This window comes from Agrobacterium cavarae, from assembly GCF_004310285.1.
GTDB lineage: Bacteria > Pseudomonadota > Alphaproteobacteria > Rhizobiales > Rhizobiaceae > Agrobacterium > Agrobacterium cavarae.
Map to the genome: position 1 here is coordinate 83,076 of NZ_SISF01000013.1, position 22,286 is coordinate 105,361.

The 22,286-nt window shown below is 59.7% G+C and carries 19 protein-coding genes; 3 read left to right on the forward strand and 16 right to left on the reverse strand.

All coding sequences use genetic code 11. From position 1 onward, the window contains the following. Positions 1–2: 2 nt before the first annotated feature. The 4 genes from atpA to EYC79_RS00380 all read right to left on the reverse strand — a co-directional run bounded on the left by atpA (position 3) and on the right by EYC79_RS00380 (position 5,073). A complete protein-coding gene (atpA, locus tag EYC79_RS00365) occupies positions 3–1,532 on the reverse strand; it encodes a F0F1 ATP synthase subunit alpha (RefSeq protein ID WP_130976842.1) in 1,530 nt (509 codons plus the stop codon). Then, positions 1,532–2,098 carry a F0F1 ATP synthase subunit delta gene (locus tag EYC79_RS00370; RefSeq protein WP_186330269.1) on the reverse strand — a complete coding sequence of 189 codons (567 nt, stop codon included), beginning with the start codon at positions 2,096–2,098 and terminating at the stop codon, positions 1,532–1,534. Before EYC79_RS00370 ends, atpA begins: the two co-directional genes overlap by 1 nt. Before the next feature lie 261 nt (positions 2,099–2,359). Further along, on the reverse strand, positions 2,360–2,746 hold the full coding sequence (locus EYC79_RS00375; protein ID WP_130976843.1) for an AGROH133_08824 family phage infection protein: 387 nt from the start codon (positions 2,744–2,746) through the stop codon (positions 2,360–2,362). Positions 2,747–2,829: 83 nt separating this feature from the next. Continuing rightward, positions 2,830–5,073: a primosomal protein N' gene (locus EYC79_RS00380; RefSeq protein WP_130976844.1), complete on the reverse strand. Its 2,244-nt coding sequence runs from the start codon at positions 5,071–5,073 to the stop codon at positions 2,830–2,832. Positions 5,074–5,243: 170 nt separating this feature from the next. Between EYC79_RS00380 and EYC79_RS00385 the strand changes: the two genes are divergently transcribed. Then, a complete protein-coding gene (locus EYC79_RS00385) occupies positions 5,244–6,188 on the forward strand; it encodes a tyrosine recombinase XerC (RefSeq protein ID WP_130976845.1) in 945 nt (314 codons plus the stop codon). A gap of 90 nt (positions 6,189–6,278) precedes the next feature. Next, the gene (locus EYC79_RS00390) at positions 6,279–7,376 is read left to right on the forward strand and encodes a TraB/GumN family protein (RefSeq protein ID WP_130976846.1); all 1,098 of its coding nucleotides are present in this window, start codon (positions 6,279–6,281) and stop codon (positions 7,374–7,376) included. Between the two features lie 112 nt (positions 7,377–7,488). Here EYC79_RS00390 and EYC79_RS23645 read toward each other — a convergent pair whose 3' ends face one another. Then, positions 7,489–7,941, reverse strand: a complete 453-nt coding sequence (locus EYC79_RS23645) for a DUF2867 domain-containing protein (RefSeq protein WP_280956432.1) — start codon at positions 7,939–7,941, stop codon at positions 7,489–7,491. 270 nt (positions 7,942–8,211) lie between these two features. Here EYC79_RS23645 and EYC79_RS00400 point away from each other — a divergent pair, with 270 nt between their 5' ends. Then, positions 8,212–10,209, forward strand: a complete 1,998-nt coding sequence (locus EYC79_RS00400) for a BCCT family transporter (RefSeq protein ID WP_113226953.1) — start codon at positions 8,212–8,214, stop codon at positions 10,207–10,209. 72 nt (positions 10,210–10,281) lie between these two features. Here EYC79_RS00400 and EYC79_RS00405 read toward each other — a convergent pair whose 3' ends face one another. From EYC79_RS00405 to zapE, 11 genes are all read right to left on the reverse strand, one after another. Beyond that, positions 10,282–10,776: a cytochrome b gene (locus EYC79_RS00405; RefSeq protein WP_130976847.1), complete on the reverse strand. Its 495-nt coding sequence runs from the start codon at positions 10,774–10,776 to the stop codon at positions 10,282–10,284. Positions 10,777–10,906: 130 nt separating this feature from the next. Beyond that, positions 10,907–12,313 carry a dihydrolipoyl dehydrogenase gene (gene lpdA, locus EYC79_RS00410; protein WP_130976848.1) on the reverse strand — a complete coding sequence of 469 codons (1,407 nt, stop codon included), beginning with the start codon at positions 12,311–12,313 and terminating at the stop codon, positions 10,907–10,909. Between the two features lie 24 nt (positions 12,314–12,337). Continuing rightward, positions 12,338–13,090, reverse strand: a complete 753-nt coding sequence (locus tag EYC79_RS00415; RefSeq protein ID WP_130976849.1) for an SDR family oxidoreductase — start codon at positions 13,088–13,090, stop codon at positions 12,338–12,340. Between the two features lie 32 nt (positions 13,091–13,122). Then, the gene (locus EYC79_RS00420; RefSeq protein ID WP_062424883.1) at positions 13,123–13,761 is read right to left on the reverse strand and encodes a LysE family translocator; all 639 of its coding nucleotides are present in this window, start codon (positions 13,759–13,761) and stop codon (positions 13,123–13,125) included. A gap of 13 nt (positions 13,762–13,774) precedes the next feature. Continuing rightward, the gene (locus tag EYC79_RS00425; protein ID WP_130976850.1) at positions 13,775–14,188 is read right to left on the reverse strand and encodes an MAPEG family protein; all 414 of its coding nucleotides are present in this window, start codon (positions 14,186–14,188) and stop codon (positions 13,775–13,777) included. A gap of 69 nt (positions 14,189–14,257) precedes the next feature. Beyond that, positions 14,258–15,511 carry a 2-oxoglutarate dehydrogenase complex dihydrolipoyllysine-residue succinyltransferase gene (gene odhB / locus EYC79_RS00430; RefSeq protein ID WP_062444353.1) on the reverse strand — a complete coding sequence of 418 codons (1,254 nt, stop codon included), beginning with the start codon at positions 15,509–15,511 and terminating at the stop codon, positions 14,258–14,260. 55 nt (positions 15,512–15,566) lie between these two features. Next, positions 15,567–18,563, reverse strand: coding sequence for a 2-oxoglutarate dehydrogenase E1 component (locus EYC79_RS00435; RefSeq protein WP_062424961.1), 2,997 nt, complete (start codon positions 18,561–18,563; stop codon positions 15,567–15,569). A 257-nt stretch (positions 18,564–18,820) separates the two neighbouring features. Then, positions 18,821–19,723, reverse strand: coding sequence for a succinate--CoA ligase subunit alpha (gene sucD / locus EYC79_RS00440; protein ID WP_062424886.1), 903 nt, complete (start codon positions 19,721–19,723; stop codon positions 18,821–18,823). 19 nt (positions 19,724–19,742) lie between these two features. After that, the gene (gene sucC, locus EYC79_RS00445; protein ID WP_062424887.1) at positions 19,743–20,936 is read right to left on the reverse strand and encodes an ADP-forming succinate--CoA ligase subunit beta; all 1,194 of its coding nucleotides are present in this window, start codon (positions 20,934–20,936) and stop codon (positions 19,743–19,745) included. 32 nt (positions 20,937–20,968) lie between these two features. Next, complete coding sequence (gene mdh, locus EYC79_RS00450) at positions 20,969–21,931, reverse strand: malate dehydrogenase (protein WP_062424888.1); 963 nt, start codon at positions 21,929–21,931, stop codon at positions 20,969–20,971. A gap of 178 nt (positions 21,932–22,109) precedes the next feature. Beyond that, on the reverse strand, positions 22,110–22,286 hold a 177-nt coding region (gene zapE, locus EYC79_RS23650), incomplete at its 5' end, for an AFG1/ZapE family ATPase (protein ID WP_335625451.1).

The window sequence follows — 22,286 nt, forward strand, 5'->3', positions numbered from 1 at the left end:
AATCAGGAGAAAGACTTGGCGAAGTTATCGAGAGCAGCCTTGAGCTTGCCCTTGGTATCGTCGCTGATAGCCTTTTCCGTGCGGATGGTGTCGAGGATCGCCTTGCCTTCGGAATGAAGGTAGGAGAGCAGACCCTGTTCGAACTTGCCGATCTGGTTGACCGCGACCTTGTCGAGGTAGCCATTGACGCCAGCGAAGATCACCGCAACCTGCTCTTCCGTCTTGAGCGGAGAGAACTGCGGCTGCTTCAGAAGCTCGGTCAGACGCGCACCACGGTTCAGGAGGCGCTGGGTGGAGGCATCGAGGTCCGAACCGAACTGGGCGAATGCTGCCATTTCACGATACTGGGCAAGTTCACCCTTAATCGAGCCGGCAACCTGCTTCATGGCCTTGATCTGAGCGGCAGAACCAACGCGCGAAACCGACAGACCGACGTTAACAGCCGGACGGATACCCTGATAGAACAGGTCGGTTTCGAGGAAGATCTGGCCGTCGGTGATCGAGATCACGTTGGTCGGAATGAAGGCGGAAACGTCGTTGCCCTGGGTTTCGATGACCGGCAGAGCCGTCAGCGAACCGGAACCCATTTCGTCGCTCATCTTGGCAGCGCGCTCGAGAAGACGCGAGTGCAGATAGAAAACGTCGCCAGGGTAAGCTTCGCGGCCCGGAGGACGACGCAGAAGAAGCGACATCTGACGGTAGGCGACAGCCTGCTTGGAAAGATCGTCATAGGCGATCAGGGCATGCTTGCCGTTGTCACGGAAGTATTCGCCCATGGCGCAACCGGCAAACGGAGCCAGGAACTGCATCGGAGCAGCGTCGGATGCGGTTGCCGCGATGATGATGGAGTATTGCAGAGCGCCACGCTCTTCCAGAACCTTGACGAACTGGGCAACGGTCGAACGCTTCTGGCCGACGGCGACGTAGACGCAGTACAGCTTGTCGTTGTCCGGGCCGTTGTCGTGGATCGGCTTCTGGTTCAGGAACGTGTCGAGAATAATGGCGGTCTTGCCGGTCTGGCGGTCGCCGATGACGAGCTCGCGCTGGCCACGACCAACCGGGATCAGAGCGTCGATAGCCTTGAGGCCGGTCGACATCGGCTCATGAACCGACTTGCGCGGAATGATGCCAGGAGCCTTGACGTCGACGCGGCGGCGTTCCGTCGCATTGATCGGGCCCTTGCCGTCGATCGGGTTGCCGAGAGCGTCGACCACGCGGCCAAGCAGCTCAGGACCGACAGGAACGTCAACGATCGCGCCGGTGCGCTTGACGATGTCGCCTTCCTTGATGTCACGGTCGGAACCGAAAATAACCACACCGACATTGTCGGCTTCAAGGTTCAGCGCCATGCCGCGAAGGCCGCCGGGGAACTCGACCATTTCACCAGCCTGGACATTGTCGAGGCCATAAACGCGAGCAATACCGTCACCAACGGACAGAACCTGGCCGACTTCGGAGACTTCCGCCTCGTTGCCGAAATTTTTGATTTGATCTTTCAGAATTGCGGAAATTTCCGCGGCGCGGATATCCATCAGCCAACCTCTTTCAGTGCAAGCTTAAGGGTGGAAAGTTTGGTGCGAAGAGACGTATCGATCTGGCGTGAACCGACCTTAACGATGAGACCGCCAAGCAGGGAGGGATCAACCGTGAGATCGATCGTCACATCCTTGCCGGTCACACTCTTGAGCGCCGCTTTCAGTTCAGTTTCCTGCGCTTCATCGAGCGCATGCGCCGAAGTAACTTCGGCAACAATTTCGCCGCGATGGGCAGCAGCAGTGGTACGGTAGGAGGCAATCATGCCGGGAACGGCAAACAGGCGGCGGTTATTGGCCACGACCTTGAGGAAATTGGCAGCAAGACCGGAAATGCCAGCCTTTTCAGCGATGGCCGAGATGGCCTTCGACTGATCTTCCGCAGAGAAGACCGGGCTCACAACCAGACGCTTCAAGTCGTCGCTTTCATCGAGCAAGGCCTGAAACCTGTCGAGATCGGCACCGACTGCCTCAACAACACCCGCTTCCAAGGCAAGCTCGAAAAGCGAAGACGCATACCTTTCCGCTACACCGGATGTTCCATGGGAGGTATCTGCCACGGGCAATTTTTCCCTGCTATTCATCCAAGAAAACGCAGCCGAGCGATCGGCTTCGTCAAATTCTTGAATTCGTTTCAATTTCCCCGAAAAAGGCTGGAATTCCCCCCTGCCTTATCTCGATTTCGCGGTCCGTCTAGCATAGGACGCCGGGACTCGCAACACGCGTAATAGCGGAAACCTTCTTTTGGGCAAGGGGGAATGCCGTTTAATTTTCCCAATGACGCGCTTGTGACGCTGATACTGGAAAGAAATGCTTCAAACCGGACATTAGACCAGTCCGAAGACATACATCAGCGGAAGAGCAGCCAAGGCAGCATGCACAACCAGAAGTAAAGAATTGCGGATCGTTGCGCCTCCATCGGAGAGGATGGAGAGCAGCGCGCCGAATGAGGCAAGCGCGAATGCGCCACCAAAGGCCAGGTAGACCATCGGCTGGGCAAGAAGCAGCGCCGACGCGCCAAGACCGAGATAGAAACCTGCAAGGCAGGAGCGGATCAGCACCAGCCCGTCACGACGTTCGCCGGCCACCTGCAGGCCAAAGAGGCGAAAGGTGATCATCGGCGCAAACATCACCACCAGGCCGATCAGCGCCGACACAACCGCTGCGAAAAAAGCCAGCTGCTCACCGAGTTCTGTCGGAAAGTAAAACTCCATTATTGCGCCCCCAAATTGCGAATCCCTTGGCCGCCTTATGCCATGACAGGAACGATGCCGAAAGATGGTTGCGTCCGACCCCGTTACAGGAAGCTTTGCGGATCGATATCGGTTTGTACATGGATGGAGCCACGCTCCTTCGGGCCATTGGCAATCATCGCCCGCAGGAAGGACTGCATGTCGGAATTGCGCTTGCCATGCACCAGAAGCCGGAAACGATGCCTCCCGCGGATGAGTGCCAGCGGCGCTTCGGCCGGACCAAGCAGCATGATGCCCGGCGCTTGCGGCGCGGAGGCGCGAAGCGCCCGCGCATGGGTTTCCGCTTCCGCCCTGCTATCAGCCGACACGATGATGGAGGCCAGACGCCCGAATGGCGGCAGCATCGCCTTTTCCCGCTCGATGATCTCGCGGTCGTAAAACGCCTCCGCATCGCCGGACACGATCGCCTGCATGACCGGATGCTGCGGCTGGTAGGTCTGCAGCAGACCATGGCTCTTGCGCCCGGTGCGCCCTGCGCGGCCCGTGACCTGCGACAGAAGTTGGAAGGTGCGCTCTGCCGCGCGCGGATCGCCATTTGCCAGTCCGAGATCGGCATCGACAATGCCGACCAGCGTCATCAGCGGGAAATTGTGGCCCTTGGCGACGAGCTGCGTGCCGATGACGATATCCGCCTCGCCCTTGACGATGGCTTCCAATTCCAGACGCAGGCGCTTCACGCCCATCAGGTCGGAGGAAAGCACGATGGTGCGGGCCTCAGGGAAATGCTTCTCGACCTCTTCGGCGATGCGCTCCACGCCTGGACCGCAGGCGGCGAGATGATCGAAGGTCCCGCATTCAGGGCAATGATCCGGCGTCGGTTCGCTATAGCCACATTGATGGCACTGGAGTTGGCTGCGGAAACGATGCTCCACCAGCCAGCTTGAGCACTGCGGGCACTGGAAGCGATGGCCGCACACCCGGCAAAGCGTCAGGGGTGCGTAGCCACGTCGATTGAGGAAGAGCAGCGCCTGCTCGCCCTTCTCGATCGTCTTGGCAATGCCGCGCAACAGGACGGGAGAGAGGAAACCGCCACGTTCCGGCGGGTGACGGCGCATATCGACCAGATGCAGATCCGGCATCGCCGCATCGCCAAAACGCGTATGAAGATGAATGGTATTGTAACGACCGGAATTGCCGTTGACCTGGCTTTCCACCGAAGGCGTGGCCGACACCAGCACGATCGGGAAATCGCCGATACGAGCCCGTACCACCGCCATGTCGCGCGCATTATAGAAGACGCGGTCTTCCTGCTTGTAAGCCGGATCATGCTCTTCATCGACGATGATGAGGCCAAGATTGTCGAACGGCAGGAAGAGTGCCGAACGCGCACCCGCAACCACCCTCACCTCACCCGTCACCGCTTGGCGCCAGACGCGTTCGCGCATGCGCGGCGAGACATCCGAATGCCACTCAGCCGGGCGCGAGCCGAAGCGATCCTGAAATCGGTCGAGGAAGGCGGCGGTCAGAGCGATTTCCGGCAGCAGGATCAACACCTGCTTGCCTTGCCGCAACGTCTCGGCAACCGCCTCGAAATAGACCTCCGTCTTGCCAGACCCCGTCACGCCATCGATCAGCGAAACGGCAAAGCCGCCCTTGCGCACATCCTCCAGAATTTCGGCGGCCGCTTGTCTTTGCGGCCCTTCCAGTCGCGCTGGCGAATATTCGGGGTCAGGCTCCGCCACCACCGGCGGGGCGGGCAGGAAGACGGTCTCGAACACACCCTGCTTGGCAAGACCCTCGACCACGCTGGTGGAGACGCCCGCCGCATGGGCAAGGCCGCTCCGCGTCCAGCCATGGCCCTCGCCGGCAAGCTCGATCACCCGTTCGCGTGCAGGGGTCAGCCGTTCCGGCCGGGCTTCGGTCAGCCGCAATCCCTCGACCATCGGTTCGGGATCGAAGGCGGCCGGCGCGCGCAATGCCATCTTCGCCACCAGCCCGGGCGGCGACAGCGTATAGGAGGCCACCCAATCGATGAAGCGGCGCATTTCTTCGCGAAGCGGCGGGCAGTCGAAGGTTTTTGTGATCGGACGAAGCTTCTTGGGATCGACGGGCGGTCCGTCATTCTTGTCCCACACCACGCCGATGACCTGTCTGGGCCCGAGCGGCACCTGCACGATGGAGCCAGGCTCCACCACCATATCCTCCGGCACGCCATAGCTATAGGGCCCGGGCGCCGGCATCGGCACCAGAACGGGAACGGCGATGGTTGGCCCGCTATTGCCGGGCTTCACGCTGCCGGATGCGGGGCCGAACAGAGCACCAAAAAGATCGGTCGAATCGTCTGCCATGGTTGCGGCGACATTGTCCTTTAGGAAACGAAAAGGGAACCTCTATAGCATCGTTGCGGAAATCGGAACGGTTTTCACACATATCATGATTGGACCTCCCCGCCGCGTTATCGCGCCTTTAACCAAATACTGACCGCGTGAGCCTATGATGAATGCCCAAAGACAAAGGGATGCATGACGTGGACGAAATTCTTACCTTTGCCGATCCGGAGCTTCTGGAAAAGCGCCGGGAATGGCTGGCTGCTCTGGAAGACGAGCGGCGTCTGTCAGAGCATACGCTGGATGCCTATGAGCGCGACACGCGCCAGTTCCTGATCTTCATGACGGGCTATAACGGCCATCCGGCCCGCATCAAGGATATCGAAAATCTCCGCGCCACCGATCTGCGCGCCTTTCTGGCGGCCCGCCGCAAGGAGGGAACCGGCGCACGATCGCTTGGTCGAAACCTCGCAGGCCTGCGCTCGCTCCTGCGCTTCCTGGAAAAGACCGGGCTCGTCAATGCCGCAGGGGCCACTGCCATGCGCGCACCCAAACAGCCAAAGTCCCTGCCCAAACCGCTAACCGACGGACAGGCGCTCAGGATCACCACGCAGGAAGGGCAACTGGCTGAAGAACCGTGGATCGCAGCGCGCAACGCCGCGGTGCTGGCGCTGCTCTATGGCTGCGGTCTGCGCATTTCCGAAGCGCTCGATCTCAAGCCCGGCGATTTTCCAGCAGGTACCAGAAGTCTGCGCGTCATCGGTAAGGGCAAGAAGATGCGCCTCGTGCCGCTGCTGCCCGTCGTGCTGGAGGCGGTGGAAACCTATCGCAAGCTCTGCCCCTATGCGCTTGCCAGCGACGAACCGCTTTTCCTCGGCGCGCGCGGCGGCAAGCTCCAGCCGGCGATCATCCAGCGCGAAATGCAGAAGCTTCGCGGCGCCTTCAACCTGCCGGACAATGCCACGCCGCATGCGCTGCGCCACTCCTTCGCCACCCACCTTCTGGCGGGAGGCGGCGATCTTCGCACCATCCAGGAACTCTTGGGCCATGCCAGCCTGTCGACCACGCAGATCTATACCGGTGTCGATACGGCACGGCTCCTCGACATCTACGACAAGGCCCATCCAAGGGCCTAACCCTTGTTAACGCTTTGTAAACCATGAGCATTAACCGTCCGTGCAAAGGCGCGCTCCTATAAGCCATAAGGTGCAGACGGAGGTGATTCGATGACCGTTCTCTTGCGGCCGCAAGGCCTGACAGCGCTACTGATGGGCCGGTTCGGCAACGCACTTTTGTGGCTCTTCGCCGCACTGCATCTGGCTGCACTCTCCATTCTGCTGATGACGCTTCTGACCCTCTCGGATGCCAATGCCGCCGAACAGCAGGCCGATGCCTGTGGCGGCAGCGACATTCTGGTGGCAATGCAGAAGACCGACCCACAAGCTTACGCAGCCATCCTTGCCGAGGCTTCGAAAATCCCAAATGGCGAAGGCACGCTCTGGAAGATCGAGAAGGATGGCAAGGACCCGTCCTGGCTTCTCGGCACCATGCACCTTGCCGATCCGCGCGTGGTCGATATGCCAAAGGGCGCGAAAGAAGCCTTTGCCAAAGCCAAAACCGTCATCGTCGAGTCCGACGAGATCACCAGCGAGAAGAAGGCCGGTGCCTCGCTTCTTGCCCGGCCTGACCTCACCATGTTTGTCGATGGCAAGTCCATCACCGACATGCTGTCTAAGGACGATGTGGCAAAGCTCGAAACCGGCCTGAAGGAGCGCGGCATTCCGCTGAATGCGGTGATCAAGATGAAGCCCTGGATCCTCTCCAGCTTCGTGGCCCTGCCCGCCTGCGAACTGGCGCGCAAGGCCGAGGGCGCGGAGTTCCTCGACATGAAGCTTGCCAATGATGCGCTGAAAGAGGGCAAGCAACTCGTCGGGCTGGAAACGCTGGTGGAGCAGATGAGCGCGCTGTCCGATCTGCCGATGACCTTCCACGTGCAGTCGCTGATCGAGATGCTGCGCATGGGCGACCGGATGCAGGACATCATGGCCACCATGATCGATCTTTATCTGAAGGGCGAGATCGGCATGATCACGCCGATGATGAAGAGCATCGATCCGGACGAGAACAACAAGGGTGACGATGGTTACGCCGCCTTCGAACAACGGCTGATCACCGACCGCAACCATGTGATGGCAGACCGGGCCGAAAGCCATCTCGATCAGGGCGGTGTGTTCATGGCCGTCGGCGCGCTTCACCTGCCCGGCAATGAAGGCGTGATTGAACTGCTGCGGAAGAAGGGCTTTACGCTGACCCGCGTGAACTAAAGCATGTCGCGCAAAAGTGTGCAGCGGTTTTGCGATCACGACATGCGACAAAACAAGGACTTAAAGCGTATGGAGCGAATCTGAAAGATCGCGACTCGCTTTAAAGCCGCTCCTAGACCAGAGCGGGACGAACATCCCGGCAAAAGGGCCGCATCGTCGCCGGCACGATGCGACGGTGAAACGGCCCGACGGCGAGAAGGTACATCCGCCCGAACAGGTTCTTGCGTCGCACCAGAGTGGTCACGCGGACCAAAGTGCCGCCTGTCCTTTCTTCGAGATCCACTACGATCCTGAAATCCAGATGGCGGTCGTCGAAGCCGAGAACCGTGCGCTCCGGTGAAGACGAGATGACAGGAAATCCACCGGCTGACTCGCCTGCCGCCAGCGCCACCGTTTTCAAACCGAAGACTGCGACGATGGTGTTGCGAAGCGCCATCAACCCGCTGATCCAAGCCGGCGGATGATCGAGGAGACGCCGAGCAACATCGAGCGAGTGCGGCCGCATATCGTCCACCTTCCCCTCGAAGCAATCGCGCCAATCCGCGCCCGGCAATATGATGCTCAAATCTCTCGTCACCAAAGCTTCGCCTTCACCTCGATTTCCCCAAGCGGCACTATGGTCCTTTTCCGGAGGCGCGGATACGCGACAATCCGACGCTGCTACGACTTCGGCTGGCTCGGCTCTTGCGTGTATTAGCAAGCCGTGTCCGAAAACAGACCGACACACGCAACTATTTGGCGCGCAATACATTTGCGGCATGGGCGCGTTTCGCGTGGGGCATCCGCGCCTGCCTTTTAGGCACGTATTCAAGTTGTAGATTGAGAGGGAAAACACATGGGCGAAGAACAAGCTTCAGAAGACACAAAGCCTGTGGGGTTGATGGAAGGTGTCAACAAACCCGTATTTTTCTGGTCGGTCGGTCTGACCGCCATCTTCGTTCTGGCCGGTGTCATCTGGCCGCAAGGGTCCGCCAGCGTCTTCAGCGGTGTGCAGTCGTGGATCGTCACCGAACTCGGCTGGATCTATCTGCTGTCGGTGGCAATCTTTCTGATCTTCATGCTCTATCTCGGCTGCTCAAGCTATGGTCGCATCAAGCTCGGCCCGAACCATGCGGAGCCGGATTTCAGCTATGGCGCATGGTTCTCCATGCTCTTTGCCGCGGGCATGGGCATCGGGCTCGTCTTCTTCGGTGTCGCCGAACCCATCAAGCACTTTACCGCACCGCCCACCGGGGATCCCGCAACGATCGAGGCGGCGAGAACCGCGATGGAAATCAGCTATTTCCATTGGGGTCTGCATGCCTGGGCCGTCTATGCGGTGATTGGCCTGTCGCTGGCCTATTTCTCCTTCCGCCATGGCCTGCCGCTTACCATGCGCTCCGCTCTTTACCCACTGATCGGTGACCGCATCTATGGCCCGATCGGCAATGCCGTCGATGTCTTCGCCGTCATCGGCACGCTTTTCGGTGTCGCGACATCGCTTGGGCTCGGCGTGTTGCAGGTCAATGCCGGTTTCAACCATGTTCTCGGCTGGCCGATCAACTTCTGGGTTCAGCTGCCGCTCATCGCCATTATTACCGCCATGGCGACCATTTCGGTGGCGACCGGTCTCGACAAGGGCATCAAGTTCCTGTCGAACCTCAACATGCTGATGGCCGTGGCGCTGATGCTCTTCGTCTTCGTCATGGGGCCAACGACCTTCCTGATGCGCGCCTTCGTCCAGAATCTCGGCGCCTATCTCGATCATTTCGTCATGCGCACCTTCTACATGTATGCCTATTCGCCGGACGAAGGTCCGAGCAAATGGCTGGGAAGCTGGACGCTGTTCTATTGGGGCTGGTGGATCGCCTGGTCGCCCTTCGTAGGCATGTTCATTGCCCGCATTTCGCGCGGCCGCACCATTCGCGAATTCATCGCCGGCGTTCTGCTGGTGCCGGCAGGCTTCAGTTTCGCCTGGATGACGGTCTTCGGCGATACGGCCATTGCGTTTCACCTGACCGGCGCCACCACGGCTGTGTCGGACGCCGTTTCGAAAGACGTGACACTGGCGCTCTTCGTGTTCCTTGAGCAGTTCCCACTTGGTCTCTATGTCTCCTGGTTCGCCATGGCGCTGATCGTCTTCTTCTTCGTCACCGGCGCGGATTCCTCTGCCCTCGTCATCGATACGCTGACATCGGGTGGACGCGAAGATGGACCGGTGGCGCGTCGCGTCTTCTGGGCGATCACCTCGGGCATCATCGGCGCGATCCTGCTTTACGCAGGCGGCCTCGATGCACTGCAAACCGCATCGATTGCCGGTGCACTTCCCTTCACCTTCGTGATGCTCTTAATGTGCTGGGGTCTGTGGAAAGGGTTGCGGCGCGAGGGTGTGCGCCAGGATGCGCTTATCCAGAACCTGAGACCACGCAACGCCATCTCCTGGCAGCGTCAGTTGCAGGGTATTCTCCACCATCCCTCGAAGGCCGAGGGAGAACGCTTCATGCGTGAGACGGCCACCGAGGCGCTGCGCGCCGTCGCAACGGAACTCGAAAAGCGCTCGCTGGTCACCACGCTTGCAGAAGAACCCGGCAAGCTGAAGCTGACGGTCGCGCCAGGCCAGCCGGAAGAATTCGTCTATGGTGTGCGCATGCGCCGCTACGAAACTCCGGGCTACAGCTTCTTCGAAAGCCAGAGCAACCGCAAACGCGCCGATTATTACTACCGGGCGGAGATCTACCTTCTCGATGGCGGCCAGAATTATGACGTCATGGAGTTCTCGAAGGACGAACTCATTCAGGATGTGCTCGAGCAATATGAACGGCACTTCCAGTATCTTCACGCCATCAGGGCGTAATGCGATCTGATCGACGTTTTGAGAGGGGCAAGCCGGCACCGAGCGGCTTGCCCCTTTATTGTTGAGAAGGCCTCAGGCCATCCGGCGCAACAGGTTGGTGCGCCAGAAGAACTGATGGACCAGCACGCCAAGAATGTGGAGCACGATGAGCGCCCAGAGCAGGAGCTTGATCGGCCCGCCATGCAGCTCACCCGCAATATCATTGCCGAAGTAATATTTGCCGATGCCGCTCAGAGGCATGGCCAGGAAGATCGCATAGAAAGCCCAGTGCGTGACCTTGGCCACGAGCCTGGCGATCGGTGGCTCGTCCGCAGGTGCCTCCGGCACGGCCTGCACCAGCCTAAGACAGAGCCGCACAAGACAGAGAACTAGAACGGCGATCCCGACATAGGCATGGATATTGGCGGACGCGATATCATCCGGCGTGATCGGCTCACCACGGCGCATCAGCCGGTTCCAATGCTCCATGCCATCGGAAAAAATCAGGTTGAAGAGGATCAGCAGCGCCATCATCCAATGGAGCGCTTTCTGCGGTATGCTGTAGCCGGTGACCGTCGTTGAACCCATGAGGTTGCTCCATTGTGAGGTTTATGGAGCTCACAATAAAAGCCGCATCGAGAAGGACAAGATGCGGCTTTTGAGCTTACAAAAATGTAATGTTCGGCGCCTGAAAAAACCGAGGGACCGAGTCCGGCGATTACATGTGGATCGGCTTGAAGAAGGTTGCGAGTGCCGCTTCCTTCACCGCTTCCGACATGGTCGGGTGAGCGTGGCAGGTGCGACCCAGATCTTCCGACGAGCCGCTGAATTCCATCAGCACGGAGATTTCCTGAATCAGTTCGCCAGCGCCGAAGCCGAGAATGTGGCCACCGAGAACGCGGTCGGTTTCCTTGTCAGCGAGGATCTTGACGAAGCCGTCCGTCACCTGCATGGCGCGCGCGCGGCCATTGGCGGTGAAGGGGAACTTGCCGACCTTGTAGGCGATGCCAGCGGCCTTCAGTTCCTCTTCGGTCTTGCCGACGGAAGCGACTTCCGGCTGGGTGTAGACCACGCCCGGAATGACGTCGTAATTGACGTGACCGTGCTGACCGGCGAGAATTTCGGCAAGTGCCACGCCTTCATCTTCCGCCTTGTGCGCCAGCATCGGGCCCTTGACCACGTCGCCGATGGCATAGATGCCGGCAACATTGGTCTTGTAGTGACCGTCGATTTCAACGCGGCCGCGGCTATCGAGCGCGACGCCAGACTCAGCAAGACCGAGACCGTCGGTGTAGGGCTTGCGGCCGGTGGAGATCAGAACCACATCGGCTTCCAGCGTTTCGGCTGCGCCGCCCTTGACCGGCTCGAACGTGACCTTAGCGCCAGTGCCGGTCTTTTCGACCGCCGTCACCTTGGCGCCGAGCTTGAAGTCGATGCCCTGCTTGGCAAACAGGCGCTGCGCCTGCTTGGACAGTTCGCCATCCATGCTGCCGAGAATGTTGTCGAGATATTCGACAACGGTGACCTTGGCGCCGAGGCGCTGCCAAACGGAACCGAGTTCGAGACCGATCACACCGCCGCCGACGACGATGAGCTTCTCCGGAACCTTTGGAAGCGCGATTGCGCCGGTCGAGGAGACGATGACCTGCTCGTCAAGATCGACCTGAACGCCTGGGATGCCTGCGACATCCGATCCGGTGGCAATCACGATATTCTTGGTTTCCAGTTCCTGCACCGAGCCATCTTCGGCGGTGACGGAGACCTTACCGGCGGACACGACCTTGCCGGTGCCCTGGAACGCATCGATCTTGTTCTTCTTGAACAGGAAGGCCACGCCATCGACATTGGCCTTCACCACGCCGTCCTTGTGCCCCATCATCTTGTCGAGGTTGAGCGTCGGTGTCGCCACTTCGATGCCGAGGCTATCCATGCCATGGGCAACATGCGCAAACATCTCAGACGCATGCAGCAGAGCCTTGGAAGGAATGCAGCCAACGTTCAGGCAGGTGCCGCCATAGGTGGCGCGCTTCTCGACCACAGCGACCTTGAGACCGAGCTGTGCAGCCTTGACGGCGCAAACATAACCGCCGGGGCCGGTACCGATAACAACTACATCATAAGCCATTTGATTTCCTTCATTGTTGGGCAGCTATCTGCCGCCGCTCACATTCAATAGAGCGCCCGTCACATAGGACGCCTCGGGCGAAAGGAGGTAGAGGACCGCATCTGCGATCTCCTGAGCAGTACCGGGTCTTTGCATGGGCACGATGGGCGCCAGATCCGTGGCGCGGTTCGGCAGCCCGCCCGATGCATGGATGTCGGTATCGATGATGCCGGGGCGGATCGCGTTGACGCGAATGCCCTCCGTTGCAACTTCCCGCGAAAGGCCGATGGTGAACGTATCCACAGCACCCTTGGACGCGGCATAATCGACATATTGGCCGCCACTTCCTAGAACCGCTGCCATCGATGAAATATTGACGATTGATCCGCCCCGCGCACCATGCTTGGTGGACATGCGCTTGACCGCCTCGGACGCGCAGCGAATCTTGCCGATGACGTTGATCGCAAACATCCGGTCGAGCCGCTCGCGCGAAAATTCCTCGACGCGGGCCGTCTGATCGACGACGCCGGCATTGTTGACCAGCCCGTCGATGCGACCGAAACGGCTATCCAGTGCGGCAAAGATCGAGGCGATGCCGTCTTCCGTTCCCGTGTCGCCCTGCACGATATGGGCAGTGCCGCCATCGCGGGCAATATCATCGGCCACGCTTTGTGCCGCCGCTTCGTTGGTGGCGTAATTGACGAGCACACGCCAGCCGCGTTTGGCGGCAAGACGCGCCGTGGCCGCACCAATACCACGGCTGCCACCCGTCACGAGAAGAACCGGACCCTCAGTCATCAGCGCCTACCCTGCCGTGTCGCAACTGCATGTCAGGCCGCTTTTTCGGTTGCGAGCTTGATGCCAAGCGCAATGAAGACCACGCCGCTGGTACGGTCGATCCACTGGCTGGCGCGCGCAAAAGCCGCACGCATGCGCGGCGTCGTCATGAACAGGCTGACGCCGACGAACCATGCAATCAGGCAGCTTGCCATGACGATGCCGTAGCCGAACTTGATCATGACCGGTGTGTGGGCATGAACCACCGTCGAGAAGATCGACAGGAAGAAGAAGACCGGCTTCGGGTTCAGCGCATTGGCGGCAAAGCCGAGCGTGAAGGACTTGAGGCCGGATTGGCGCTTATGCGCCACCGCATTGTCCGAAACCTCCGGAAGCTCCATCTTGCCGGCGCGCAGGGCCTTGATGCCGATATAGATCAGGTAGGCGACGCCGAGCCACTTGACGATATTGAAGAGGTAGATCGACTGCGAGATGATCAGGCCAAGACCGAGGATCGTGTAGGTGACGTGGAACATCAAGGATGTGCCGATGCCGAAGCTGGTGATGATGGCTTCGCGACGTCCATGCACCATGGCCTGGCGCATCACCATGGCGAGGTCCGCACCGGGAGAGACAATCGCGAAGGCAAAGATTGCCATCAGGGATGCAAGTTCAATGACATACTGGTGCATGATTTGCCCGCCCTCAGAACATCAACACGAAGAACATCAGCAGCAAGCCGATCATCGATCCTACCCAGACGAGCGACCGCACGTAAGGGATGCCCATCAGATAAAGCGGAATGTAGATGATGCGGCACACCAGCCAGATCCAGGCACCGGTCAGTGCAATGCCGGACGGATCGCCCGCCATGATCACACCGAAGGCAAGGGCGATGAAGGCCGGATAGGTCTCGCGGAAATTGGCCGAAGCTCGTTCGGCGCGGCCTGCAAGCTTGCCCGTGGGCTTGCGATCATCGTCGCGAGCACCGGCATTCCACTCGCGCCCAAGCTCCTTGGTCGCGATCAGCGCCTGCAGCGTCACATGCACCACGAGAATCAGAACGCTCAAGCCAATGAGCGGCAGAAAGGGCGACGCGGCGAGAAAAGTCGGTTCCAAGAAGGGCGCTCCTGACGAGGATTCAGCGGGATTTCACTTGAAACCCCGCTGAAACGAAAAGCAAGTCGATTAGAGATCGAGAACCAGACGTTCCGGATCTTCCAGGCTTTCCTTGACGCGGACGAGGAAGGTCACGGCTTCCTTGCCGTCAACGATGCGGTGATCGTAGGAGAGCGCCAGATACATCATCGGACGGATGACAACCTGACCGCCGATAGCGACCGGACGCTCCTGGATCTTGTGCATGCCGAGGATACCGGACTGGGGTGCGTTGAGGATCGGCGAGGACATCAGCGAGCCGTAGACGCCACCATTGGTGATGGTGAAGGTGCCGCCCTGCATGTCGGCCATGCCGAGCGAGCCATCGCGGGCTGCCTTGGCAAGACGACCGAGTTCCTTTTCGACGCCGGCGATGGAGAGCTGGTCTGCATCGCGGATGACCGGAACGACAAGACCCTTGTCCGTGCCGACAGCCATGCCGACGTGACAATAGTTCTTGTAGATGATGTCGTTGCCGTCGATTTCAGCGTTGACCGCAGGCAGTTCCTTCAGCGCGTGGGTCACGGCCTTGGTGAAGAAGCCCATGAAGCCAAGCTTCACGCCATGCTTCTTCTCGAACACGTCCTTGTAGCGGTTGCGCAGATCCATGACCGCCTTCATGTCCACCTCGTTATAGGTGGTCAGCATGGCGGCGGTGTTCTGCGCGTCCTTGAGGCGACGAGCGATCGTCTGGCGCAGGCGCGTCATCTTCACGCGTTCTTCGCGAACGGCATCCTGCTCTGCAGAAACCGGACGCGGTGCGGCAACCGGTGCCGGAGCAGCGGCCGGAGCGGAAACGCCCTTGGCGACAGCTGCCAGAACGTCACCCTTCAGAACCTGGCCGCGTTTGCCCGAACCATCGACCTGATCGGCAGACAGATTGTTTTCGGACAGAAGCTTGCCGGCAGCAGGCGCTGGCGGAACAGAGCCGGAAGCGGCAGGGGCCGATGCAGCAGGTGCAGGTGCGGCAGCAGCCGGTGCGGCGGCAGGAGCCGGAGCAGCAGGGGCAGCAGCCGGTGCAGGCGCGGAGGTGGCAGCACCAGCAGCGCCTTCGGCGATCTGGCCGAGCAGCGCGTCGAGACCGACAGTTTCGCCATTCTGGGCGACGATTTCAGTCAGAACGCCGGAAGCGGGGGCTGGGACTTCGACGGTAACCTTGTCGGTTTCCAGTTCGACCAGCGGCTCGTCAGCCTTGACGGTATCGCCGACTTTCTTGAACCAGGTGCCGACAGTTGCTTCGCTGACGGACTCACCCAGTGTTGGTACGCGGATTTCAGTGGCCATGTTATCGTTCCGTTATTCAGGTGTCTTTGTTGCGAGGGTCGAAGCGGGAGAGTGGTTACTCTCCCAATGCGTCTTCGAGGAACGCAGCAAGCTGCGCCAGATGCTTGGACATCAGGCCGGTCGCCGGAGAGGCGGCAGCCGGACGGCCCGTGTAACGGACCTTCTGGTACTTGGCGTCGATATGCGCCAGAACCCATTCGAGATACGGGTCGATGAAGGACCACGCGCCCATGTTCTTCGGCTCTTCCTGGCACCAGACCATCTCCGCATTGCGGAAGCGGGACAGCTCGTTGATGAGCGCCTTGGCCGGGAACGGATAGAGCTGTTCGATACGCAGCAGGTAGACATCGTCCACACCACGCTTTTCACGCTCTTCCAGAAGGTCGTAGTAAACCTTGCCGGTGCAGAGCACGACGCGACGGATCTTGGAATCCTTCTGCAGCTTGATCGGACCGTCCTTGATGACTTCCGCATCGTCCCACAGCAGACGGTGGAAGGAGGATTCGCCCGCCATTTCCGTGAGAGACGAGGTCGCACGCTTGTGGCGCAGCAGGGACTTCGGCGTCATCATGATCAGCGGCTTGCGGAAGTCGCGCTTCACCTGACGGCGCAGAATGTGGAAGTAGTTGGCAGGCGTGGTGCAGTTGGCAACCTGCATGTTGTCTTCGGCGCAAAGCTGGAGGAAACGCTCCAGACGCGCAGAGGAGTGCTCCGGACCCTGACCTTCATAGCCATGCGGCAGAAGGCAGACGAGGCCGGACATGCGAAGCCACTTGCGTTCACCAGACGAGATGAACTGGTCAAACACCACCTGCGCACCGTTGGCGAAGTCGCCGAACTGGGCTTCCCAGAGGGTCAGCGCATTCGGACGGGCCAGCGAGTAACCGTATTCGAAACCGAGAACGGCTTCTTCCGACAGCATCGAGTTGATGACTTCGTAACGAGCCTGGGTCGGCGACAGGTTCGCCAGCGGAATGTAGCGCTCTTCGGTTTCCTGATCGTAGAGAACCGAGTGACGCTGCGAGAAGGTGCCGCGTTCGCAATCCTGACCGGAAAGACGGATCTTGTGGCCATCGACCGCAAGTGAACCGAAGGCAAAGGCTTCGGCCATCGCCCAATCGATCCCTTCGCCGGTCTCGACCATCTGCGCGCGGTTTTCCATGAAACGCTGGATCGTGCGGTGCGCGGTGAAGCCTTCCGGAATGGTCGACAGCTTCTTGCCGATTTCCTTCAGCTGCTTCATCGGAACGCCGGTCTTGCCACGACGCTGCTCATCGGCATTGTCGGCGGCGCGCAGACCCGACCACTGGCCGTCCAGCCAGTCGGCCTTGTTCGGCTTGTAGCTCTGGCCGGCTTCGAATTCCTGCTCCAGATGGCCGCGCCAGTCAGCCTTCATCTTTTCGAATTCGCCTTCGTTCATCAGCCCTTCGGCGATGAGGCGGTCGGCATAGATGCGGGCAACGGTCTTGTGGCCACGAATGACCTTGTACATCTTCGGCTGCGTGAACGCTGGCTCATCGCCTTCGTTATGGCCGAAGCGGCGGTAGCAGAACATGTCGATGACGACAGGCTTGTGGAACTTCATGCGATATTCGGTCGCGATCTTGGCCGCATAGACCACGGCTTCCGGATCATCGCCATTGACGTGGAAGATCGGCGCTTCGATCATCTTGGCAACGTCGGACGGATAGGGCGACGAGCGCGAAAACGCCGGGTTCGTCGTAAAGCCGATCTGGTTGTTGATGATGAAGTGCATGGTGCCGGCAACGCGGTGACCGCGAAGACCGGACAGTCCGAGAATTTCGGCAACGACGCCCTGACCTGCAAAGGCGGCATCACCATGCAGCAGCAGCGGCAGAACCTTGGCGCGCTCGGACAGCGGAATGGTGTCGCCATCCCAGATCTTGGCAAGCTGGTCCTGCTTGGCGCGGGCCTTGCCCATGACGACAGGATTGACGATTTCCAGATGCGACGGGTTTGCCGTCAGCGACAGGTGAACCTTGTTGCCGTCGAACTCGCGGTCGGATGAGGCACCGAGGTGGTACTTCACGTCGCCCGAACCTTCGACGTCGTCAGGCTTGAAGGAGCCGCCCTTGAACTCGTGGAACACGGCGCGATGCGGCTTGCCCATGACGTTGGTCAGAACGTTCAGACGGCCACGGTGCGCCATGCCGAGAACGACTTCTTCCAGACCGTCCTGGCCGCCGCGCTTGATGATCTGTTCCAGCGCGGGGATCAGCGATTCACCGCCATCCAGACCGAAACGCTTGGTGCCCTTGAAGCGCACGTCGAGGAACTGTTCGTAGCCTTCGGCTTCGACGAGCTTCGACAGGATCGCCTTCTTGCCTTCGGCGGTGAAGGCAACGCCCTTGTCTGCCCCTTCGATACGTTCCTGGATCCAGCCCTTCTCATCCGGGTTGGACATGTGCATGAACTCGACGCCCATGGTGGAGCAGTAGGTGCGCTCCAGAATATCGATCATTTCGCGGACGGTCGCGTATTCGAGACCGAGCACGTTATCGATGAAAATCTTGCGGTCGTAATCGCTCTCTTCGAAGCCATAGGACTTCGGCGACAACTCGTTGTAATCCTCGACAGCGCTGGCAATGCCGAGCGGATCGAGCTTGGCATGCAGGTGGCCGCGCATGCGGTAGGCGCGGATCATCATGATGGCGCGAACGCTATCACGGGTCGCCTGCAGCACTTCGGCTTCGCTGACGGGCTTGCCGGTTTCGGCGCCCTTGGCTTCTGCCTTGGCCTGAACCTTCTTTTCGATGGCCTTTTCGACCGTCGCCCAGTTGCCGTCGAGTGCGGAAATCAAATCGCCGCCAGCCGGGATCGGCCAGTTCGCGCGCTTCCAGGAGGCGCCCTTGGCGGCCTTCTTCACATCGTCGGGATTGTCGGACAGACCCTTGAAGAAACTCTGCCACTCAGGCGATACCGAGGAAGGGTCCTCTTCGTACCGGGCATAGAGCTGCTCGATATAGGCCGCATTCGCGCCGTCGAGAAACGACGTGATCTGAAACTGCTCGTTGGCTTCTTGCCTTGCCATTGTTTTTTCGCGGACGTGATGGTCCGCCTCCTCAATCCCGTTGATGGTCATTCGCGACCGGTCGCTTGCATTCTTGCCGCTTGAGCATCGTCGCATGTCTCAGAGGAAATGCCGAAATGCTCGAAAGTCTTTGGTCTTGCATACCGGACGCGAAAACCGGTCGACCCATGGTGAGATCAGGCTCTTGCGTCCGTCTTCATGCGGCTTCGGGCAGGCCGCCGTTTCCAGCCCCTGCCCGCTGCCAGATTGTGTCAGTCTCAGCCCTTGAGGACTTCGACCAGCGTCTTGCCAAGGCGTGCCGGAGAGGGCGAAACCTTGATGCCCGCTGCTTCCATGGCAGCAATCTTCGATTCTGCATCGCCCTTGCCGCCGGAAACGACAGCACCGGCGTGGCCCATGGTACGGCCCTTTGGCGCGGTACGACCGGCAATGAAGCCAGCCATCGGCTTCTTGCGGCCCTTCTTGGCTTCGTCGATCAGGAACTGGGCTGCATCTTCTTCAGCCGAGCCGCCGATTTCGCCGATCATGATGATCGAGGTCGTGGCTTCGTCTGCAAGGAACATTTCCAGCACGTCGATGAATTCGGTGCCCTTGACCGGGTCGCCGCCGATACCGACAGCCGTCGTCTGGCCGAGGCCTTCGTTGGATGTCTGGAACACGGCTTCATAGGTCAGCGTGCCGGAGCGCGAGACGATACCGACCGAACCCTTGCGGAAGATCGAGCCCGGCATGATGCCGATCTTGCATTCTTCCGGCGTCAGGATACCTGGGCAGTTCGGGCCAAGCAGGCGCGAGCTGGAACGATCGAGGCGAGCCTTGACGCGAACCATGTCTGCAACCGGAATACCTTCGGTGATGCAGGTGATGAACGGGATCTCGGCGTCGATCGCTTCGATGATCGCGTCAGCAGCACCTGCCGGCGGAACGTAGATCACGGATGCGTCTGCACCGGTCTTTTCCTTGGCTTCGGCAACGGTTGCGAAGATCGGCAGGGTTTCGCCCTTGGAGCCGGTCCAGTTGGTGCCGCCCTTGGAGGGGTGGATACCGCCGACCATCTGCGTGCCGTAATAGGCGAGAGCCTGTTCGGTGTGGAACGTACCGGTCTTGCCGGTCAGGCCCTGCACGAGGATCTTTGTGTCTTTATTGACGAGAATGGACATTAATCAGGATCCTTAAAAATTAGCCGTTGACCGCGGCGACGATCTTCTTGGCAGCATCGTCCAGATCGTCGGCAGCCGTGATGGCGAGGCCGGATTCGTTCAGGATCTTCTTGCCAAGTTCGACATTCGTGCCTTCCAGGCGCACGACGAGCGGAACCTTCAGACCGACTTCCTTTACGGCGGCGATAACGCCTTCAGCGATGACGTCGCACTTCATGATGCCGCCGAAGATGTTGACGAGGATGCCCTCGACCTTCGGGTCTGCGGTGATGATCTTGAAGGCTGCAGCGACCTTCTCCTTGCCGGCGCCACCGCCGACGTCGCAGAAGTTTGCAGGCTCTTTGCCGTAAAGCTTGATGATGTCCATCGTCGCCATGGCAAGACCGGCGCCATTGACCATGCAGCCAATGTTGCCGTCGAGCGCCACGTAAGCGAGGTCCCATTTGGAGGCTTCGATTTCCTTGGCGTCTTCTTCGGTCTCGTCGCGCAGTGCCTTGATGTCGTCGTGGCGGAACAGTGCGTTGCCGTCGAAGGAAACCTTGGCGTCGAGAACGCGCAGATGGCCATTTTCCATGACGATCAGCGGGTTGATCTCGAGCAGCGCCATGTCCTTGTCGACGAAGGCTTTGTAGAGAACAGGGAAGAGCGACTTGGCGTCTTCAGCAGCAACGCCGTCGAGCTCGAGCGCGCTGGAAATCTTCGCCACGTCTTCAGCCGTCACGCCGGCTTCCGGATCGATGGCGATCGTGTGGATCTTCTCAGGCGTGTCATGAGCGACAGCTTCGATGTCCATGCCGCCTTCGGTCGAAACGACGAAGGCAACCTTGCCGACGGAGCGATCAACGAGCAGCGAGCAATAGAGTTCGCGAGCGATGTCTGCGCCGTCTTCGATGTAGAGACGGTTGACCTGCTTGCCAGCGTCGCCCGTCTGAGCGGTGACCAGCGTGTTGCCGAGCATGTCCTTGGCGTGGGAAACGACTTCCTCGATCGACTTCGCCAGGCGAACGCCGCCCTTGGCATCGGGACCGAGTTCCTTGAACTTGCCCTTGCCGCGGCCACCAGCGTGGATCTGGCTCTTGACCACGTAGAGCGGGCCGGGAAGCTGCTTGGCGGCAGCTTCTGCTTCTTCGACCTTGAGGATGGCAACCCCTTCGGCAACCGGCGCACCATAGCCCTTCAGAAGAGCCTTGGCCTGATATTCATGAATATTCATGGGTTATTCCCTGTTTACAGCCTGAAAGGCAATTACTTCAGCGACGGAGCGATGTTGACGCAGGCTTCGCAAAGACCGGCAACGGCACCGACGGACTTCTGGAAGGCTGCTTCTTCGTCCTTGTTGAGTTCGATCTCGATGATGCGCTCGATACCGCCCGCACCAATCACCGTCGGCACGCCGACATACATGTCGTTGACGCCGTACTGGCCGGACAGATAGGCGGCAGCAGGCAGAACGCGCTTCTTGTCCTTGAGGTAGGATTCGGCCATCTCGATGGCGGAAGCGGCAGGTGCGTAGTAGGCGGAGCCGGTCTTCAGAAGACCAACGATTTCCGCGCCGCCGTCACGGGTGCGCTGGATGATCTGCTCAAGACGCTCAGCCGAGACCCAGCCGAGTTTGACGAGGTCGGTCAGCGGAATGCCGGCAACGGTGGAGTAACGGGCAAGCGGCACCATCGTGTCGCCGTGGCCGCCGAGAACGAAGGCGGTGACGTCTTCAACCGAAACGTTGAACTCTTCGGAGAGGAAGAGGCGGAAACGGGCGCTGTCGAGAACGCCGGCCATGCCGACGACCTTGTTCTTCGGCAGGCCGGAGAACTTCTGCAGAGCCCAGACCATGGCGTCGAGCGGGTTGGTGATGCAGATCACGAAAGCATTGGGGGCATACTTCTTGATGCCCGCGCCAACCTGTTCCATGACCTTGAGGTTGATGCCGAGAAGATCGTCGCGGCTCATGCCGGGCTTGCGGGCAACGCCTGCGGTGACAATGCAGACGTCTGCACCTTCGATGGCAGCGTAGTCGGAGGCGCCGGTGAGCTTTGCGTTGAAGCCTTCGACCGGGCCGGACTGGGCAATATCCAGACCTTTGCCCTGCGGAATACCGTCAGCAATATCGAAGAGGACGATATCGCCCAATTCCTTCAGGCTGGCGAGATGCGCCAGCGTGCCGCCGATCATGCCAGAACCAATAAGTGCAATCTTTTTGCGAGACATCGAATGCTTCCTCTTAAGCTTCAACTCAATTTTCCGCAGACGGACTGCGGCTGAAATTGTCGCACTCGGCTTAGACGCATTGGCCAAAAATGGCAACCGATTCTTTCAGAGCAAGGTTTTTCAATCGTTTAGATGATAAAATTCTTACGTAAACGTAATATATTATGTCATTAAAGCGTCACGCTGCATGACGCTTTTCGTTGTGCAGTGCGAGATAGTCGGCGCTGCTCATCTCAAATAGACGCGATGCTGTCCGATCGAACTCGAAACCTTCCGTGCCCTTTCTGGTCCCCAGAAGATCCTCCGGCATGGCGGCGGCAGAGGCGAAAAGCCGAACGGTGTGATCGTAAAGCGC

Bases quoted from the DNA above. Each gene is read 5' to 3' on its own strand.
- atpA (WP_130976842.1), bottom strand. From the start codon at position 1,532: ATGGATATCCGCGCCGCGGAAATTTCCGCAATTCTGAAAGATCAAATC.
- EYC79_RS00375 (WP_130976843.1), bottom strand. From the start codon at position 2,746: ATGGAGTTTTACTTTCCGACAGAACTCGGTGAGCAGCTGGCTTTTTTC.
- EYC79_RS00380 (WP_130976844.1), bottom strand. From the start codon at position 5,073: ATGGCAGACGATTCGACCGATCTTTTTGGTGCTCTGTTCGGCCCCGCA.
- EYC79_RS00385 (WP_130976845.1), top strand. From the start codon at position 5,244: ATGCATGACGTGGACGAAATTCTTACCTTTGCCGATCCGGAGCTTCTG.
- EYC79_RS00390 (WP_130976846.1), top strand. From the start codon at position 6,279: ATGACCGTTCTCTTGCGGCCGCAAGGCCTGACAGCGCTACTGATGGGC.
- EYC79_RS00400 (WP_113226953.1), top strand. From the start codon at position 8,212: ATGGGCGAAGAACAAGCTTCAGAAGACACAAAGCCTGTGGGGTTGATG.
- EYC79_RS00405 (WP_130976847.1), bottom strand. From the start codon at position 10,776: ATGGGTTCAACGACGGTCACCGGCTACAGCATACCGCAGAAAGCGCTC.
- lpdA (WP_130976848.1), bottom strand. From the start codon at position 12,313: ATGGCTTATGATGTAGTTGTTATCGGTACCGGCCCCGGCGGTTATGTT.
- EYC79_RS00415 (WP_130976849.1), bottom strand. From the start codon at position 13,090: ATGACTGAGGGTCCGGTTCTTCTCGTGACGGGTGGCAGCCGTGGTATT.
- EYC79_RS00420 (WP_062424883.1), bottom strand. From the start codon at position 13,761: ATGCACCAGTATGTCATTGAACTTGCATCCCTGATGGCAATCTTTGCC.
- odhB (WP_062444353.1), bottom strand. From the start codon at position 15,511: ATGGCCACTGAAATCCGCGTACCAACACTGGGTGAGTCCGTCAGCGAA.
- EYC79_RS00435 (WP_062424961.1), bottom strand. From the start codon at position 18,563: ATGGCAAGGCAAGAAGCCAACGAGCAGTTTCAGATCACGTCGTTTCTC.
- sucD (WP_062424886.1), bottom strand. From the start codon at position 19,723: ATGTCCATTCTCGTCAATAAAGACACAAAGATCCTCGTGCAGGGCCTG.
- sucC (WP_062424887.1), bottom strand. From the start codon at position 20,936: ATGAATATTCATGAATATCAGGCCAAGGCTCTTCTGAAGGGCTATGGT.
- mdh (WP_062424888.1), bottom strand. From the start codon at position 21,931: ATGTCTCGCAAAAAGATTGCACTTATTGGTTCTGGCATGATCGGCGGC.